The sequence below is a fragment of the Paraburkholderia sp. BL9I2N2 genome (assembly GCF_004339745.1).
GTDB lineage: Bacteria > Pseudomonadota > Gammaproteobacteria > Burkholderiales > Burkholderiaceae > Paraburkholderia.
Genome location: NZ_SMGP01000002.1, coordinates 319,745 through 338,610, shown reverse-complemented (window position 1 = coordinate 338,610; position 18,866 = coordinate 319,745). Strand labels below are relative to the sequence as shown.

12 protein-coding genes are annotated in these 18,866 nt (G+C 63.3%); 9 read left to right on the top strand and 3 right to left on the bottom strand.

What is annotated here, in order from left to right; translation table 11 throughout:
- Positions 1-235 precede the first annotated feature (235 nt).
- From B0G74_RS23465 to B0G74_RS23455, 3 genes are all read left to right on the top strand, one after another.
- Positions 236-1,387 (top strand): ligase-associated DNA damage response exonuclease, encoded by a 1,152-nt coding sequence (locus B0G74_RS23465; RefSeq protein ID WP_132377263.1) that lies wholly within the window; start codon positions 236-238, stop codon positions 1,385-1,387.
- Complete coding sequence (locus B0G74_RS23460; RefSeq protein ID WP_132377262.1) at positions 1,384-3,060, top strand: ATP-dependent DNA ligase; 1,677 nt, start codon at positions 1,384-1,386, stop codon at positions 3,058-3,060. Before B0G74_RS23465 ends, B0G74_RS23460 begins: the two co-directional genes overlap by 4 nt.
- Before the next feature lie 365 nt (positions 3,061-3,425).
- Positions 3,426-3,887 (top strand): response regulator, encoded by a 462-nt coding sequence (locus B0G74_RS23455; RefSeq protein ID WP_132379310.1) that lies wholly within the window; start codon positions 3,426-3,428, stop codon positions 3,885-3,887.
- 215 nt (positions 3,888-4,102) lie between these two features.
- Here B0G74_RS23455 and B0G74_RS23450 read toward each other — a convergent pair whose 3' ends face one another.
- A complete protein-coding gene (locus B0G74_RS23450) occupies positions 4,103-4,507 on the bottom strand; it encodes a PRC-barrel domain-containing protein (protein WP_132377261.1) in 405 nt (134 codons plus the stop codon).
- Between the two features lie 269 nt (positions 4,508-4,776).
- Here B0G74_RS23450 and glgX point away from each other — a divergent pair, with 269 nt between their 5' ends.
- From glgX to B0G74_RS23435, 3 genes are all read left to right on the top strand, one after another.
- Positions 4,777-6,987, top strand: coding sequence for a glycogen debranching protein GlgX (glgX, locus tag B0G74_RS23445; protein ID WP_132377260.1), 2,211 nt, complete (start codon positions 4,777-4,779; stop codon positions 6,985-6,987).
- A gap of 155 nt (positions 6,988-7,142) precedes the next feature.
- A complete protein-coding gene (locus B0G74_RS23440) occupies positions 7,143-7,322 on the top strand; it encodes a DUF2934 domain-containing protein (protein ID WP_132377259.1) in 180 nt (59 codons plus the stop codon).
- A gap of 127 nt (positions 7,323-7,449) precedes the next feature.
- Positions 7,450-9,486, top strand: a complete 2,037-nt coding sequence (locus B0G74_RS23435; RefSeq protein WP_132377258.1) for an AI-2E family transporter — start codon at positions 7,450-7,452, stop codon at positions 9,484-9,486.
- Between the two features lie 155 nt (positions 9,487-9,641).
- On the opposite strand, the gene B0G74_RS23430 is transcribed toward B0G74_RS23435, so the two are convergent.
- Both B0G74_RS23430 and B0G74_RS23425 read right to left on the bottom strand, forming a co-directional pair.
- Entirely contained in the window at positions 9,642-9,824 is a 183-nt protein-coding gene (locus B0G74_RS23430) for a hypothetical protein (protein ID WP_132377257.1), read from the bottom strand.
- 27 nt (positions 9,825-9,851) lie between these two features.
- Positions 9,852-11,417 carry an FAD-dependent oxidoreductase gene (locus tag B0G74_RS23425; protein ID WP_132377256.1) on the bottom strand — a complete coding sequence of 522 codons (1,566 nt, stop codon included), beginning with the start codon at positions 11,415-11,417 and terminating at the stop codon, positions 9,852-9,854.
- A 277-nt stretch (positions 11,418-11,694) separates the two neighbouring features.
- Here B0G74_RS23425 and B0G74_RS23420 point away from each other — a divergent pair, with 277 nt between their 5' ends.
- The 3 genes from B0G74_RS23420 to B0G74_RS23410 all read left to right on the top strand — a co-directional run bounded on the left by B0G74_RS23420 (position 11,695) and on the right by B0G74_RS23410 (position 18,746).
- Positions 11,695-13,863: a hybrid sensor histidine kinase/response regulator gene (locus B0G74_RS23420; RefSeq protein ID WP_132377255.1), complete on the top strand. Its 2,169-nt coding sequence runs from the start codon at positions 11,695-11,697 to the stop codon at positions 13,861-13,863.
- A 142-nt stretch (positions 13,864-14,005) separates the two neighbouring features.
- Complete coding sequence (locus B0G74_RS23415) at positions 14,006-14,296, top strand: hypothetical protein (RefSeq protein ID WP_132377254.1); 291 nt, start codon at positions 14,006-14,008, stop codon at positions 14,294-14,296.
- A gap of 250 nt (positions 14,297-14,546) precedes the next feature.
- Positions 14,547-18,746 (top strand): CheR family methyltransferase, encoded by a 4,200-nt coding sequence (locus B0G74_RS23410; protein WP_132377253.1) that lies wholly within the window; start codon positions 14,547-14,549, stop codon positions 18,744-18,746.
- Positions 18,747-18,866: the final 120 nt, after the last annotated feature.

The following is an 18,866-nucleotide window of genomic DNA, read 5'->3' as shown; positions in this document are numbered from 1 at the left end:
TTTGCCGACGCGCTTGCCTTGTTGCTCATGCATACTTAAGCAAGAATGCAGCCACGCTGGCGTTGCCGTTTCTTGCTGTCACGCCGGTGCGCCAATGCGCGCCAGGAATGCAGTTTGCTTGGCGGCTGTATCGACGTCGCGTCGACATGCTTCAACACGTATGAAAACGGCGATTGTCATATAGACATCTATCACTCGCAGACACGACGTGCCATTTTTTCCATCGGAACCGCCATTGACTATAGCCTCTGACGAAGCAGATTTCGCGGACCTGGTGGTGGCACGGCCCGAGGGGTTGTATTGCCCGCCCGGCGACTTCTATATCGATCCGTGGCGCCCCGTGGAACGTGCGGTGATTACGCACGCGCATTCCGATCACGCGCGCTTCGGGCATCGGCACTATCTCACGTCGCAAGCGGGGGCGACCGTGCTGCTGTCGCGTTTGCCCGGCATATCACTGCAAACCCTGGCGTACGGCGAGCGCCTCGATCTCAACGGCACGACGGTGTCGCTGCATCCCGCTGGGCATGTACTCGGCTCGGCGCAACTGCGGATCGAACACCGCGGGCGCGTATGGGTGGCATCGGGCGACTACAAGCTCGACCCCGACCCGACCTGCGATGCCTTCGAACCGGTGCGCTGCAATACCTTCATAACCGAATCGACTTTCGGCCTGCCGATCTATCGATGGGACCCGCCGCAAACCGTGTTCGACGGTGTCGATTCGTGGTGGCGTCATAACGCGGCCGCAGGACGCGCATCGGTGCTGTTCTGCTATTCGTTCGGCAAGGCGCAGCGCGTGCTGGCGAGCGTCGATGCCGGCATTGGGCCGATTTTCTGTCACGGCGCCGTGGAGCCGCTCAATCGCGCGTATCGGGAGGCCGGCGTGCGCTTGCCGCCGGTGCGTCTCGTGAGCGAGATCCCGCTCAAGGACAAGGCGGCATTCCGACAGGCGTTGATCGTGGCGCCGCCGTCCGCGCAGGGCAGCGCATGGCTCAAGCGCTTCGGCGACTATAGCGACGCGTTCGCGTCGGGCTGGATGCGTCTGCGTGGCGCGCGCCGCAGGCGTGGCGTCGACCGTGGCTTCGTGCTGTCGGATCACGCCGATTGGCCCAGCCTGCAAACGGCCATTCAGGCGACGGGCGCTGAACGTGTGATCGTCACGCATGGCTCAGTCGAGCCGATGGTGCGCTGGTTGCGTGAGCAAGGGCTCGAGGCCGGCGCGTTTGAAACACAATATGGCGACGATACCGTCGAGGCCGACGCCGCGGGCGCGGATGAAACAGCCACGACGGGTAGCGTGCCACACGAGTTCCATGAGGCCGCCGAGCAAGACGCCGCCACTGACGACACGGCCAACGCCGCCGACCCGTCGAGCCGCGCATGAAACGCTTCGCCGCCCTCTACACCGCGCTCGACGCGACCACGTCCACGCACGACAAACTCGAAGCGCTCACGAGCTACTTCGCCGTGGCCGAGCCGGAAGATGCGGCGTGGGCCTCGTATTTTCTCGCCGGCGGTAAACCGCGCCAGTCGGTGCCGACGCGTCTACTGACGGAGATTGCCCGCGAGCGGGCCGGTTTGCCCGCGTGGTTATTCGAGGAGTCCTATCACGCGGTGGGCGACCTGGCCGAAACCATCGCCCATATCCTGCCGCCCGCGCAACGCAGTTCCGAATTGGGCCTCACGCAATGGATCGAGCAACGCGTGCTGACTTTGCGTGGCGTCGCGCCGGAAGAGTTGCGCACGCGTTTGATCGGCTACTGGGACGAACTCGACTGGGGCGGCCGTTTTTTGCTGACCAAACTGATCGGCGGCGGGTTTCGGGTCGGCGTCGCGCGGCAACTGGTGGTGAGGGCGCTGGCGGAAGTAGCGGGCGTCGATCATAAACGGATCGCGCAACGCATGGTCGGTTGGACCGACTCTCAACAGAAGCCCGATGCCGCGCGCTATCTGCGATTGATCGCACCCGAAGCGACAGGTGACGAGACGCAGTCCGGCGATCACCCGCAGGAGAGCGATCTCGGCCTGCCGTATCCGTTCTTTCTCGCGCATCCATTGCAGGCCGATCCGGCGACGCTAGGCGATCCGTCGCAGTGGCAGATCGAATGGAAGTGGGACGGCATTCGCGCGCAACTTGTCAAACGTGGTGGACGTGTCTGGTTGTGGTCACGCGGTGAGGATCTGATCACGGATCGATTCCCCGAGGTGGCGGCTTTAGGCGAAGCGTTGCCGGACGGTTGCGTGATCGACGGAGAGATTCTCGCGTGGGAGCCGGGCGCGATGGCGCCCTTGCCGTTCGCGCGCCTGCAACCACGGATTGCCCGTAAAACGCTGACTAAAAAAATCCTCGCCGATTCGCCCGCCACGCTGCTTGCCTACGATCTGCTCGAAGCGCACGGCAAGGATCTGCGCATGACGCCGCTCGCCGAGCGGCGGTCGCAACTGGATGCGCTGGCCATTTCCATCGACGGCACGCTCGCGCGCGATCTGCTGCGTGTGTCGCCGCTAGTGCGCGCCGCGGACTGGAAGGCGCTCGCGGCGTTACGCGACGAGAGCCGATCACGCGGTGTGGAAGGGCTGATGGTCAAGCAACGCGAATCGATGTATGGCGTGGGCCGCACCAAGGCATCTGGCACATGGTGGAAATGGAAGATCGATCCGTATGCAGTCGATGCCGTGCTGCTTTATGCGCAACGCGGCCACGGCCGCCGTGCCAGTCTCTACACCGATTTCACCTTCGCGGTGTGGGACGAAGCGAACGGCGTGCGTACGCTGGTGCCGTTCGCGAAGGCTTATTCCGGACTAACCGACGAAGAGATGCGTCAGGTGGATGCCATCGTTCGCAAGACCACGATCGAAAAGTTCGGCCCCGTGCGCAGTGTGACCCCCACCCTGGTATTCGAAATCGGCTTCGAGGGCATTCAGGCAAGTCCGCGTCATAAATCCGGCGTGGCGGTGCGCTTTCCGCGCATGCTGCGCTGGCGCACCGACAAACATATCGACGACGCCGATACGCTGGCCATGCTCAAGGGCTTCATCGATGATCGTGCGGGATAACCCGCTGAGTACAAATCCCTAAAAGGGTGCCGGGTTTTTCTCGACAGGATTCCTGCGTTATCGATGATAGCCTCAAGGCGTGCCATCCAGCGCACGCGGCAAGGGCGGCCTGCACGACGCGAGTGCGTCTCGCCGATGCGTGAACGTCCGTTCTCAATGCCTCAACGCACCTAAATCAGCCAGCGGCGTTTTATTGCGTGAGCTATGGTGAGGTAAGGCGTACGCTGCGGCGCTGCAAGCGCGGTGCGACGCGAACAGAAACCATCGTCTGGAGAACGATGAGCTTTGTCTGCGCGTCGGGAGCGAATCTTGCGCGCGTGTTCCGAAGTGCCCGCGAGTGGCGCACGGAAAAAGCCAAGGAGAAGATGGTGACGTTCGACGACCGGATGGACGATAACGAAGACGTCGTAGTGTGGCGACCTATCCAGTATGCGATGGCGTCGCACCGGCGCGTCCTCGTGGTGGACGATTACCGGGAAGCGGCCGAGGCATTGCAGATGTTGCTGACTGCTGACGGCTTCGAGTGCCGCGCGCTTGAGGATCCCTTTGCCGTCTGCGCGATGGCCCATGAATGGCAGCCGTTTGCGGTGGTGCTGGACATCAAGATGCCGGGCCTGGATGGCCTGGAACTGGCTCGCCGCCTGCGCGCCCATCCTTCGACTTCGCATATGTTGCTGGTGGCGTGCACCGCATTCGCCTCGCGCGACGACCGGGCACGTGCCAAGGCCGCCGGTTTCGATGCGCATTGCGCGAAGCCGTTGACGCCCGAGCGTCTGTTGCGTGTGCTCGAATCGGCTGCGGCGCTGCATGCGGCGGGACCGCCGTAAAGGCTGCGTGCGCTTTGAAAGAAATTCACCATGCGGCAGCTATGGAATTCGCCGCAGATTGAAGCAGATGCAGAGTGTCAAGGGGCACTCAGATTATTTAGGTTAATTGAATATATCGCCGTGACGGGCCGTTGACCTGTTACAGATATCAGCGCAACTAACCGGTCTGCAAGGGCAGTCCCTTGCAACCGGTCGACCGGACCAGAGACCCGCGCTTAGTCCGGCGCGTACTTGAACTCAGGCAGCGCCTCGAGCGACTTTTTCGTGGCTTCAGGCAGCACCACACGCCGGTTATTGATCTGCAGGTCGTTGAACGGCACGGCGACCAGATGTTTGCCCATGCCGAGGAATCCGCCTACCGACAGGATCGCGTACGTGCTGCGGTCTCCGCTTGGCGAGACGATCAGATCGTCCAGTGTGCCGATAGTGTCCTTGTTCTTGTTATAGACATCGGCGCCGCTCAACTTCGACGCGCGGTAGCCGCTTGCGAGTTGCACCACGTCCGTCCGTTTTTCCGTAATCGCCTGAGGCGCGCCCTGAGCGTACGCATTACCGTACGACGCGAGCGTGGCGAGGAGCAGGGCGGTGGCGGCCAGTGAATTGAGCTGTATTCGTTGCATGGTGATTGTTCTCCCTGATGACATGTCCGGCGCTTCTTGTACCGCGCCGCTTCATTGAGTCAGCTTTCACCTTGCTTGCTGCAAAAGTTGTGCCGCGCAGCGCCAATACCTACGTCAATCCTCTCAGGTCCGGAACTTGCTAAATCAACGGGCTTGCTGTTTGATGTTCCGATGATGCATTCCATGCGGACGGAAATCCCTGCATCGACGGATCCTCTGCCTACGCTAAAACACGCGCGTCAGCGCCTCTTGCTTCCACAGGACCCACTATGTCATCCCAGGCCAACTACTCGACGCGCATCTCGGAAGGCACGCCTTTTCCGCTTGGCGCGACATGGAACGGAAGCGGTGTCAACTTCGCGCTGTTCTCGGCGCACGCCACCAAGGTCGAACTGTGTCTGTTCGATGAAACCGGCGCAAACGAAATCGAACGCATCGAACTGCCGGAATACACCGACGAGGTGTGGCACGTGTACGTGCCGAACCTCAAGCCGGGCGCGGTTTACGGCTATCGCGTGCACGGCCCCTATGAACCGGAAAAGGGCCATCGTTTCAATCCGAACAAGCTGCTGCTCGATCCGTATGCGAAGGCGCATATCGGCGAACTCAAATGGGCGCCGGAAATCTTCGGCTATACGCTGGATTCCGAAGAGGGCGACTTGTCGTTCGACGAGCGCGACAGCGCGCCCTTCGTGCCCAAGTGCAAGGTGGTCGACGCCAATTTTTCGTGGAGTCATCCCGAACGCAACGCGCTGCCGTGGGAGCGCGTGATTTTTTATGAAACCCATGTGCGCGGATTTACCAAACAACATCCGGAAGTACCGGAAAATTTGCGCGGTACTTTTGCTGGGCTCGGTCAGCAGGTCGTGCTCGACTACATCAGAAACCTGGGCGTGACGTCGGTTGAACTGATGCCGATCCAGACCTTCGTCAACGACAGCTATCTGCTCGACAAGGGCCTCACCAACTACTGGGGCTACAACACGATCGGCTTCTTCGCCGCCGATCCGCGCTTCTTCGCGTCGTCGATTGATTCAGTGGGCGAGTTCAAGGAGATGGTGGACCGTTTTCACAACAACAATCTCGAAGTCATTCTCGACGTGGTCTACAACCACACTGCCGAAGGCAACGAACGTGGCCCGACGATCTCGTTCAAAGGCATCGACAACGCGTCGTACTATCGGTTGATGCCCGACGAGCCGCGCTATTACATCAACGATACCGGCACCGGCAACACGCTGAACCTGTCGCATCCGCGCGTGCTGCAAATGGTGACCGACAGCCTGCGTTACTGGGTGACGGAAATGAAGGTGGACGGTTTCCGTTTCGACCTCGCCACGATTCTCGGGCGCGAATTGCATGGTTTCGACGAAGGCGGCGGTTTCCTCGACAGTTGCCGGCAGGACCCGGTGCTCTCGAGCGTGCGGCTGGTGGCCGAGCCGTGGGACTGCGGCCCCGGTGGCTATCAGGTCGGCGGCTTTCCGCCCGGCTGGGCCGAGTGGAACGACCGCTTTCGCGACACGGTGCGCGAATACTGGAAGGGCGACGAAGGCAAGGTCGCCGATCTCGCCACGCGTCTCACCGGTTCGGGCGACAGGTTCAATCATCGTGGCCGCCGCCCGTGGGCGAGCGTGAACTTCATCGCCGCGCACGACGGCTTCACGCTCAACGATCTGGTCTCGTACAACGACAAACACAACGACGCCAACGGCGAGGACAACAACGACGGCCACTCGGACAACAAGTCCTGGAACATGGGCGTGGAAGGTCCGACCGACGACGCGGAGATTCGTCAGCAGCGCGAGCGCCAGAAACGCAATCTGCTCGCCACGCTGCTGCTCTCGCAAGGCACGCCGATGATTCTCGCGGGCGACGAATTCGGCCGCACGCAGAAGGGCAATAACAACGCCTATTGCCAGGACAACGAGATCAGTTGGGTCGATTGGGAGGCCATCGACGACGACGGCCGTGCGCTCATCGAATTCGTCAAGAATCTGACCACGTTGCGCCACCGTCTGCCGGTATTGCGGCGTGGCCGCTTTATCATCGGTGAATACAACGAGGCGCTGGACGTGACTGACGCACGTTGGCTCTCGCCGGACGGCACGGATCTCTCGCAGGAGCAGTGGGACGATCCGTCGATGCGCTGCTTCGGCCTCGTGATCGACGGCCGCGCGCAGGCGAGCGGCATTCGCCGTCCGGCCTCGGATGCGACCCTGCTGCTGGTGCTGAATGCGCATCACGATGTCGTCAACTTCACGTTGCCCGATATTCCCGAGGGCGACCAGTGGACCTGCCTGCTCGATACCAACATGCCGGTGCGCTCCGAGTTGCCGCTCTTCAGTGCCGGCGACGCGTATCAGGTGACGGCACGCTCGTTGTTGCTGTTCGCGCTCGACGCACCGAACCGCGCGACGCAGCGTGTTTTCGACCGCCTCGAAGAGCAGCTCACTACCGACGAAAGCGAACCCTCCGCCTAAGCCTGACACACCAAGGCGTAAAACGCCGTCGAGCTTGCGCTGCCGGGTATAGCGCTTGCTCGATTGCAAGGGACTGCGCGCCATGCCGCTCTTTTTGCGGCGGACGCGCAGCGCAGCCGACATCGGCCCACGCCAGGTTTAACCGAGGTGATCAAATGGAACAGGAACAAACCTCTGTAGAGGAACAGATCCGCATGCGCGCTTATTACCTGTGGGAGCAGGCAGACGATCCGAAAGGCACGCCTGACGAGTACTGGGACCAGGCACGCGCCGAGATAGAAAAGGAAGCACCGCCGGTAGAAAGTGGCCCGATCGCTGACGAGCCTTTGAAGTAAGTGCGCTATCGCAATGGGACTTCGACGACGGTCCGATAGTCCTATTGACCGGCATTGGCCAACAAGATTGTCACGCCTCACAAGACACAAGAACGGCAACCGAACGTAACCGGACAGATTCGCGCAAATGAAGGACATACCCCAACCGCGCGGCGTGAGGCCGGCCGCCCGCATTCAAGCGCCCGCCACGGCCTTCGGCCTGGACAGCCTGATCGCGCTTGCGGTGGGCGTCACGGTGGTCGCTTGTCTTTACTTTGCGAGCGCCGTGCTGATTCCGATTACGCTCGCCATCCTGCTCAGCTTTCTCGTCGCGCCGCTCGCCGATGCGCTGACGCGTTTGCGGCTCGGTCACGTGGCGTCCGTGTTCGCCGCGGTGGTGATCTCGGTGTCGGTGATCGGGATGCTCGGCGCGGTGATCGCCACGCAACTGACCGATCTCGCGGCCGGCATGCCACGCTATCAGGCGACCATCGAGCAGAAGATGGAAACGGCGCACAGCCTGACCATCGGCAAACTAAACCGGTTTGCCAGCGCGGCAGGTCAGGCGCTGCAACGCGCGACCGTCGAGCCGCCGCAACCGGCACCGCAGGCTGGCCCGGCGTCTCGCGGCAGCGCGCACACCACGGCCAGTGAACCCGCCGCCGTGCCCGTCGAAGTGCGCGAGCCGGTGCCGACGCCGTTCGAACTCGCGAGACGCGTGCTGTCGCCGGCTATCAGCCCGCTCGAAACGGCGTTTATCGTTTTCGTCGTGATGGTGGTGATCCTGCTGCAACGCGACGATCTGCGCGACCGCGCAATCCGTCTGTTCGGCTCGCGCGATCTGCACCGCACGACCACGGTGATGGATGAAGCCGCACGCCGTCTGAGCCGTTACTTCGTGTCGCAACTCGGTCTGAATGCGGGCGTCGGCGTGGTGATCGGCACGGGGCTTTTTATGATCGGTGTGCCGAGTCCGATTCTATGGGGCATTCTCGCGGCGTTGCTGCGGCTCGTGCCTTACGTCGGCATCTGGATCTCGGCGACCTTGGCCACCGCGCTCGCCGCCGCCGTGAGTCCGGGGTGGGCGATGGCGATCTGGTCGCTGGCGCTATTCGCCACTGTGGAGTTGCTGGTGGGGCAGATCGTCGAGCCGCTGCTGTATGGACGCAGCACGGGGCTCTCGCCATTTTCGGTGGTGGTGGCGGCGATTTTCTGGAGCTGGATCTGGGGGCCGATAGGACTGATTCTGTCGACGCCGTTGACGCTTTGCCTGCTCGTGCTCGGCCGGCATGTGCGGCGCCTGGAATTTCTCGATGTGCTGCTGGGCGACCAGCCGGCGCTCACGCCCATCGAAAACTTCTACCAGCGTGCGTTGGCGGGCGACCCGGACGAGGCGATCGAGCAAGCCGAAGTGCTGCTGCGTGAGCGCTCATTGTCCGCGTACTACGATGAGGTTGCGATCAAGGGCTTGCAGCTCGCGGCCAACGACGTCGAGCGCGGCAGCGTCACGGCAACCCAGCTTGCACGCATCGAGGCGACGACGAACGACCTCGTGGACGGCCTCGACGGCTACGACGACCGCGAGCCGGTCACGTCCGCGGCGGAACAAAACTGGAGCGCGGCGGGACCGTTGGCACCTTCTTCAGCGTCCGGGACATCCGACGATGCACAAGCTCAACCCGCGAATACGCGGCTCGTTTCTCCAGGCAATTCGAAAGAAGAACGTGCAACAGACCCGTCGCCGCTCGCAGCCAGCAACCGTGTGCTGTGCATTCCCGGCCGCGGTCCACTCGACGCATTAGCGACAACGATCCTGTTGCAGTTGCTCGGCAAGCACGGCTTTACGTCACGCGCGTTGCCGCATGAGGCCGCATCGCGCGCGTCGATCGATCAACTCGACGCGGACGATGTCGGCATCGTCTGCATTCTTTACTTGCAGATCGACGGCATCCCATCGCATTTGCGTTATCTGGTCAGGCGCATTCGCGCGCGATTGCCGAAGGTGTCGATCGTGGTCGGACTGTGGGCGGCGGAAGATACGGAGAAGTGGAGCGCGGATCTGCAAAGCGCGATGGGTGCGGAATGTTACGCCACCTCATTGCAGGAAATCGTCGCTGCTTGCCGGCGTGTCGAGACGGCGAGAACCCAGACCGAGGAAGAACTGCCGCTCGTGGTCAATAGCTAGCGTGCCACGAATCCCTGCACGTCACCCGCCTTGACACGTCATCAAAGCGAAGGTGATGAGGGTCGCGAGTGTCGGTCAGAGGGGTTGCAGTTGCAGAAGTGGAGAAAACCGCCCGTCGGCAGCGCGTCGGGCGGTTCACGTTCGGTCAGCAAGGCCTAATGCCTGGCCGGTTTCTTTGCGGCCGACTTGTCTTTCGAAGCGGCGTCCTTGTCGGGGACGATCTTCGTGGTGCCGCCGGTGGAAGGCGGATCGCTCGCGGGAAAGCTATCCTCGACCTGCTTGTCGATCTGCTTTTCGCTCTTGTTCGAGTGCGGGTGCTTTTCCTTGTGTTCTGTCATCGCGTTTCTCCTTCAGGTTACGGGTGTTCATTTCGTGGCGCACGATGCGCCGCCGACGATTGCCATTGCATCCGCGCGCGACACGCCGCCTCTCATCGCATCGATCAGGCGCGCGGTCTGCGCTTCGCGTTCGCAGGCGAGCACAGCGACCACCATGTCGTTCTTCACGTACAGCGAGACGAATTGCTGCTTATCGAGTTCGCCGTCGGTCACGATCTCGTCCCACTCGCTCGCATGGCCGAGATATTCGAAGTTCTTGCCGAAGTGATAGGTCCAGAAATAAGGCACACCGGCGTAGCGATGCCGCGCGCCGCACATGTTTTGCGCGGCAATGCGCGCATGCTGCTGCGCGACGCGCCAATGTTCGATGCGCAACGGTTCCTGATCTTCATGCAACGGAAACACGGCGATATCGCCCGCTGCATAGAGACCAGGCGCGGCTTGCATGCCCGCGTTGACGAGCACGCCGCCGTCTTTTTGCAGCGGCAGTCCTTCGATAAAACCGGTGGCCGGTGCGACGCCCGTGCCTAACAGCACGATGTCGGCGGCGATATGCTCGCCGTTTTCGAGCATCACCTGATGCACGTTGCCTTCTTCGCCTTCGAGGGACGCGACCTTTGCTTCGAAATGGAACACCACGCCATTGCGCTCGTGAAGCGTGCGGAACATGGCGCCCGCGCGCTCACCGAACTGCCTCGCGAACGGCACTTTCTCCGGCGAAATCACGGTCACTTGCGTGCCACGTTTGCGCAGGGAGGAAGCCGTTTCGAGTCCGATGAAGCTGCTGCCGAGAATGACGACCTGGGTTTGACCGGCATCGTCGCCGATGGCGTCGACGAGCGCGGCGGCATCGTCGAGACTGCGCAGCACGTGCACGCCGCCGAGTTCCACACCGGGAGTCGGTGGAAGCTTCGGCACGCTGCCCGTGGCGAGCAAGGCGGTGTCGTAAGTCAGTTCGCCGCCGCTTTCGAAATGAATCGTGCGGGCGGGCACATCGAGCCGCGCGACCTTGCCGACAATCCGCTCGACATCGTGCCGCTCGAGCCAGTCCGGCGCGAGTAGCGGCGGCACATCGGCAGGCGCCATTTCACCAGACGGGACAAATTTACTCAGCGAAGTGCGGTCGTACGGCGCATGCGGCTCATCGCCCACGAGCGTGATACGGCCGCCAAAGTCACATTCGCGCAGCGTGGCGCAAGCGGCTGCGCCTGCCGCGCCCGCACCGATCACCACGTAATGCGGTTCTTTCGCGCTGGCATTGCGCGTCGGCTGGGGGAGTTTTTCCGGCGTGACCATCACGTCGTCGCCTGTCACGACCACGGGATAGCGGTCGAGCGCGACCAGCGCGGGCGGTTCGAGCACGTGGCCGGTGGCGACGTCGAACGTCCCTTTGTGCCACGGGCAGATGATCCGGCCGTGGCATAGCGCACCTTCTTCGAGTGGCGCGCCGGCGTGCGGGCAATCGGCGGAATAGGCATGCACGGTATCGCCGTCGCGCACCAGCAGGATCTTTTCGTCGTTCACCACGACACGTTCAGCGCGGTCGGTTCGCAATTGCGAGAGCTGAGCGACGCATCGGGCAGTCGTGGGCATGGCCGGTTCCTCGCGGATGGTGGCATGAGCAATGGCAGCGCAGGCGGCGCGCGACCCGCATCAGCACGCCGCGGTGCAACACGCCTTACAGGCCGCCGAACGCCAATGGTTCAGCAATTCATGTGCCCGAATGCGCGCGCCTGCACGAGCGCTGTTTCGTCGCCCGTCACGCTTTGGAGAACGGCCGAAGTGCGGTAAATTCCGGAAAAGGAAATAGCGCACGAACATGCTCCGAGCATGCCGTGCCGTGGCGTCCCTGATCTGAATTGACCTTTTCATGGAGATCGTGACCGTGCAGCGTGCGGAACGTGCCGCAGTCGATTTCCCCATGCCGTCGCGCAATTTCGCGGCGACGCGGCGCATGCTGCTGATCGTCCTCGCCGTTTCGGTCGTCTTTCCTCTGATCTGCCTTGCCGGCTACGGCTATTTCGATTACCAGCGCCGGATCGCCGATTCGAACGACATGATCGACCGCCTCGCGCGCGTCGCCGAGGAACAGGCCGTCAAGGTGCTGGACCTGAACCAGCAGATGTCCTCGCGCATCGTGGAACTGCTCGGCAATGACAACGACGCGCAGATTCGCGCGCGCGAAGCGATGTTGCACGACCGTCTGCGCGGCATCGGCGGCGACTTTTCGCAGGTCGCGTCGATCTATCTGCTTGGCGCGAATGGCGATCTGCTGGTATCGAGCCGCACGTTTCCCGCGCCCGTCATGTCGATCGCGCAGCGCGAGGATTTCACGAGCGCGAGAGCGATGCGCCCGCATCCGTATTTTTCGTTGCCGATGTTCGGCCCACTCTCGCAGACCGATGTGTTCACCACCGCGACGGGCCGTTCGGGCGCCGACGGCCAGTTCCTCGGCGTGGTCACGGTGGCGCTGCGCAACGAGTACTTCTCGCGCTTCTATCGTGAACTGACCAACGGCGATTCGTCGCTGGCGCTGGGCCTGTACCGGCAGGACGGCAATTTGCTGGTGCGCTATCCGCCGTGGCCGGCGGGCGCGAAGCCCAGCCCGCGGAGCAAGTTCACTCAGGCGTTGCGTGACAAACAGCTGTCCGGCCACGTCCGTCTGAATTCCACGGTAGATGGTGTGGAGCGCCTGCTGGCGTTTCGCCGTGTCGGCGACTATCCGCTCTATGTGATGAGCGCCTACGCGACGTCGTCGATCGGCGAAGCATGGCGGAGGCACTTCATCATGATCGCGGCACTCACGGCCGTGCCCTGCATCGCCATCTGGCTGCTGGTGTTCTACTCGCTGCGCCAACTGGAAGGCGAGCGCCGCGCGTGGGAACGTTGGCAGGGCGAAGTGGCGATGCGTCTGTCAGCCGAAGCCTCGAGCCGGCAACTGCAGCGCATGGGCGCGCTCGGCAATCTCGTCGCCAACGTCGCGCACGATTTCAACAATCTGCTGATGGTGGTCGCCGCCAACACGGAGCTCGCGCGGCTCAAGCGCTTTAACAATGTGGAGAAGGAAGTGCTGGCGGTGGAGCGCGCCACCGCCACCGCCGAATCGCTCACGCGGCGCCTCCTGAGCGTGGCGCGCAAGCAGCCGCTCAAACAGCAGCCGCTCGATCTCGCCACGTGGATGCCCGGCGCCGCCCCGCTGATCGACGCTGCGCTCGGCGACAACGTCGAGCTGGCGTTGAACATGGTCGATAAGGTCTGGCAGGTGCTGGCCGATCCGACCGACCTCGAATTCGCGATCATGAACCTGGCCGTGAACGCGCGCGACGCGATGCCGCGTGGCGGACGCTTCGTGATTCGCTGCCAGAACAACCGGCTGGTCGGCAGCGATACCTTGCTGCCCGACGGCGAATACGTGCTGATCGCCTGTTCCGACGACGGCGAGGGCATGCCCGAGGCCGTCGCGCGGCGCGCCTTCGAGCCGCTCTTCACCACCAAGCTGCGCGGTTCGGGCACGGGCCTCGGCCTCGCGCAGGTGCTTTCCATGTGCGAACAGGCGGGCGGCACGGCGAAGATCGACAGCGTGCCGGGCAGCGGTACGACGGTCAGGTTGTATTTGCCGCGATATCGCGAACGCCAGAAGGCGTCCGTGGTGCAAGCCGAGACGGTGCAAGCGCCGGTGCCTGCGCCGAGCGGCGTCGTGCTGCTGGTGGAAGACAACGAAGATGTCGCGGCGGGCGTGGCGGCGGTGCTGGAGACCTTCGGCTGCGAGGTGCGCCATGAACCGACCGCCGACCAGGCGCTCGATGTGCTGACCGGCGGCGCGCGCTTCGAGCTCGTGCTGTCCGACATCCAGATGCCGGGCAAGCTCAACGGTATCGACCTCGCGGAGAAGGTGCGCAGCGCGTGGCCGTCACAGAAGATCGCCTTGATGACCGGCTATGCCGACGAACTCGAACGCGCGCGGCGGCTGGGCGTGGCGATACTCGCCAAGCCGTTCAACATCGACGAATTGCACGCTCTGGTGGCGTGTGAACCGTAAGGCGCGCCATTCGCGGCGCACGCCTTGCATGTTCGAAGTGTTTCATGACTCGCGGCACACCCCTTGCTGAGAGGAAGACGAGGTATGCGTATTTGGCTGAACCGGCCGGCGCAACCCACTTCTTTTCGCACAGGAGAAAGTCATGCACCTCAGAAACAAGACTCGCAGCGCAGTCCTCATCTCGGCCTTGCTCGCCGCTTCCTCAATTGCGATGGCGCAAGGCAGCGGGGGTGGCGGTCCGGCCGGCAATGACCCAAGTGGCGGCACCAATGCCGGCGCGACTCGTGAGGGTGGCGACATGCAGGCATCGGGCGCGATGGCGCATTCGAAGTCGACCAAGAAACATCACATGAAGTCGTCGAAGGCGAAGCCTGCTACCGACTCGACCAATATGCCGGGCGCGGACGCGAGCAGCGATACGAAGGGGCAGTAACGTAGAGAAGCACAGTGGGCAAAGCTGAACGAGGATTCCGGAGCGCTTGCTGCTGCGGGCGCCTCCGATCCCAACCGATGACACGAAACTCCCGCACCCAGCCTCGGCAGGCGCGCTTCGCACGGGCGCGAAGCCGGGCTGGCTTTGCAATGCGGTGCAACACACGCGACAATATGAGTTGATACAGCACAGGCCCGTGCCAGGAAGAGACGAGGTCGGCTGAGACGCAGCGCAGCGCACAAGGATGAGTATGGCTGGCAGTGAAGCAGGAGCGTCTCAAACGAACACGCAGAGCGTTGCGCAAACGAGCACGCAATCAGGCACACAGACGAACTCCGATACCGCGGGGAGCAGGGCGGCCGCTTCAGGCTCGCTGGACTTTCCGGTAGTCGGCATTGGCGCATCCGCGGGTGGCGTGCAGGCGCTGCTGCGTTTCTTCGAGAACGCGCCGGCCGATATCGGCATGGCGTTCGTGGTGGTGCTGCACCTGTCGCCCGACCATGCAAGCAGCGCCGACCAGGTGTTGCAGCACGCCACCCGCATGCCGGTGCGTCAGGTTCAGCGGCCGGTCCAGGTGGAAAAGAACCACGTCTATGTGATTTCGCCGTCACACGATCTCTCGCTGGACCACGGCCATCTCACGCCCGTTGAAGCCGATCGTCCGCGTGGCCGGCCGATCGCCATCGACCTGTTTTTTCGTAGCCTCGCCGACGCGCACCGCGAGCGGGCGATCGCCATCGTGCTCTCGGGCACGGGCGCGGACGGCGCGACCGGCATCGGGCGAATCAAGGAACAGGGCGGCGTGACGATCGCGCAGGACCCGGCCGACGCCGAGTACCCGGAAATGCCGCAGAACGCGATGGCCACCGGCATGGTCGACCTCACGTTGCCGGCGGCCGACATGCCGCGCAAACTCCGCGAGCTGGCCGAAAACGCGCGCGCCATCCGCCTGCCGTCCGCGGACGACGAACCGGAAACGCTCGCCGTCAAGGAGCCCGATGCGGCTTCAATCGCCGAACGGGCCTTGCTCGGCGTGCTCGCCACCTTGCGCGCACGCACCGGCCACGATTTCCAGCACTACAAGCGCGCCACGATTTTGCGGCGTATCGAACGCCGTTTGCAGGTCAACGGCATTCCCGATCTGCAAGCCTACCAGGACTACGTTCTCACGCATCCCGACGAGACGCCGGCGCTGCTCAAGGACATGCTGATCGGGGTGACCAATTTCTTCCGCGACCGGGAGACCTTCGAAGTCGTCGAGCGCGAGATCGTGCCGAAGCTGTTCCAGAAGAAGTCCGCGGACGATCCGGTGCGCGCCTGGGTCGCCGGCTGCGCGACCGGCGAAGAAGCGTATTCGCTGGCCATGCTGCTCGCCGATCATCCGGAGCGGCATGAAGGCATTCAGGCGCAGCTGTTCGCGACCGACATCGACGAACGCGCGATTTCATTCGCGCGCGCGGGGCTGTATCCCGAATCGATCACCGCGGACGTGCCCACCCAACGGCTGCGCCAGTTCTTCACGGCCGAGCACGCACACTTTCGCGTCACCAAGGCGATCCGCGAAAAGGTGCTGTTCGCCGTGCATAACGTGCTGCGCGATCCGCCGTTTTCCCGCGTCGACCTGGTGTCGTGCCGCAATCTGTTGATCTATCTGGACCGCAGCGTACAAACCCAGGTGCTGCAGATGTTTCACTTCTCCCTGCAGCCCGGCGGCTATCTGCTGCTCGGCAGTTCGGAATCCGCCGAGGCCGCCGGCGATCTGTTCACGGCGGTCGACAAGAAAAACCGGATCTATCGCGCCAACGTCGTGGCCAGCACGGTTCGCCCGCCGATCAGCATGCCGGTCGTTGCACAAGGCGGCGCGGCCAGCATCGCCAACATCGGGCCCGCGGCGCCGCTACCGCAGTCGCTGCCGTTTTCGGCCTTGCATCACCGGATCCTGGAGTCGTACGCACCGCCGAGCGTGGTGGTCGATACGGACGCGAACATCCTGCATATGTCCGAGCACGCGGGCCAGTTTCTGCGCTTCGTGCGGGGCGAGCCGTCGTACAACCTGATCATGCTGGTCCACCCGGATTTGCGTCTGCAACTGCGTGCGACCTTGTTTCAGGCCTTGCGCGGCAACCGCGAAGCGGCCACTCCGCCGATCGATTTCACGCCCGGCACGCAGGTGCGGATCGTCGTGCGCCCTTATCGGCGCACGGAAGATTCACCGGAATTCGCGCTGGTGCTGTTCGAGGAAGTTGCGGCCGACGCCGCCGCGCAACCGTCGAAGCAGCCCGCCGGTCCGGCGGCGCAGGATTCGCTGCTGGTGCATCTCGAGGATGAACTGCATCGCACGAAACAGGAGTTGCGCTCCACGGTCGAGCAGTCGGAGGCGTCGACGGAAGAGCTGAAAGCGTCGAACGAGGAATTGCAGGCGATCAATGAAGAGTTGCGCGCGGCTACCGAAGAACTCGAGACCAGCAAGGAAGAACTACAGTCGCTGAACGAGGAGTTGTTCACCGTCAACGCGGAATTGCAGACCAAGATCGAGGAGACCGGCAAGGCCAAGGACGACTTGCAGAACGTGATCGCCTCGACCGGCATCGCCACGCTGTTCGTCGATCGCGAGATGCGGATCAAGCGGTATACGCCGGCTGCAACGGATCTGTTCAACGTGATTCCGTCCGACCTCGGCCGCCCGCTGCACGACATCACGCACCGGCTCCACTATCCGCAACTGAACGACGACACGCTCACTGTGTTCGAGTCGCTGCAACTGATCGAGCGCGAGATTCGCGGCACCGACGGGGGCTATTTCCTCACGCGCCTCTCGCCCTATCGCACCACGGACGATCACATCGACGGCGCGGTGTTGACCATCGTCGATATCACAGCGTTGCGGCGCGCGGAGCAGCTCGTGCGCGTCGGCGAGGAGCGCCTGCACCTCGCCGCGCAAAGCACCAACGACTTCGCGATCATCGTGCAGGACATGGATGGCCGCGTGGTGACGTGGAACAAGGGCGCGGAACGCATCTTCGGTTACAGCGAGAGCGAGATGGCGGGGCAGACGCTCGACCGCGTCTATCTGCCGGAAGATCGCGAAGCCGGCGAACCCGCGAACGAACGGCGGCGCGCGCAGACCGACGGCCGTTGCGAGGACGAACGCTGGTACATCCACAGAAACGGTACACGGCTCTATTGCAGCGGCGTGATCACGCCGATGGCGTCGGACACCTTCAGCGGTTTCGCGAAGATCGTGCGCGATCTGACGCAGCGCAAAGGCACCGAGGCGCTCGAGCAGCGCAAGATTTCGTTGGAGCGCTCGGTGCGGCAGAAAATGGAAGCGGCCAGCCGTCTGAAGGACGAATTCCTCGCGGTGCTCTCGCACGAATTGAAGAACCCGCTGAACCTGATTCATGTAAAAGCGGACATGCTGGACCGCGCGCCGTCCACCCAAGGCCTGCCGGTAGTGCGCGATGCGGCCGATGCGATCCGCCGTTCGGTGATCAGCCTTGCGAAGATCATCGACGACCTGCTCGACCTGTCGCGCGTGCGCACCGGCAAACTGGCGCTGGAGCGCTCGCGGGTGGATATCGCGGCGATCACGGCGTCGGTGGCGAGCGCGATCGAAGCCGATGCGCTGTCGCATCAGGTCGAGGTGAGCGTGGAGGGTGCGGCCGAACCGTTTCTTATCGACGCCGACGCCGTGCGCTTCGAGCAGATTCTGTGGAACCTCGTCAGCAATGCGGTGAAATTCACGCCGCAGGGCGGAAGCGTGACGATCAGGCTCGCGCATGAGGACGGCTTCGCGTGTGTCGAGGTGCGCGACACCGGGCGCGGCATCGAACCGGCCTTCCTGCCGCACGTGTTCGATATGTTCAGCCAAGCCGAAGGCGCGCACCGGCGGCATAGCGGCGGTCTGGGCATCGGGCTCGCGCTCGTCAAGCAACTTGCCGAAATGCATGGCGGGCATGTGCAGGCGGAGTCCGCGGGTGCGGGCAAGGGTGCGCGTTTTCGCGTCTGGCTGCCCGCCGATAGCGCCGCAGTGCAAGCCGAACCCCGCGAAAGCCAGGGCGACGTCAGTCTGCTCAAGGGCATGCGGATTCTGCTGGTCGACGACGCGGTCGAAAGCCTGCAGGCGTTCCAGAGCCTGCTCGAAATGGAGGGCGCGCAAGTGTGGCCGCAAACCAATGGCGCGGCCGCGCTGGAGGTTGCCGCGCATCAACAGTTCGACCTGATCCTGTCGGATATCGGCATGCCGGGCATGGACGGCTATGAGCTGATCGCGGCGTTGCGCAAACTGCCGGCCACGGCGTCGGTGCCCGCGCTCGCGCTCACCGGCTTTGGCCGCCCGCAGGATGCCACGCGTGCGATTCGCGCGGGCTATGACGCGCATCTCGGCAAGCCGGTTTCGCTGCAGGCGCTGCTCGATAAGATTGCGCGCGCAACCACTCCGAACCGTTGAGGGTTCGATCTGATTTTCGTCTTGGCGCGGGCTTTGAACAGCCCGCGCGACTTGCCGTCGACGGGTATAGCGCTTGCTGAAATTGACAGCATGCACGGTTGTCGAGCGCCGGTCCTGAAA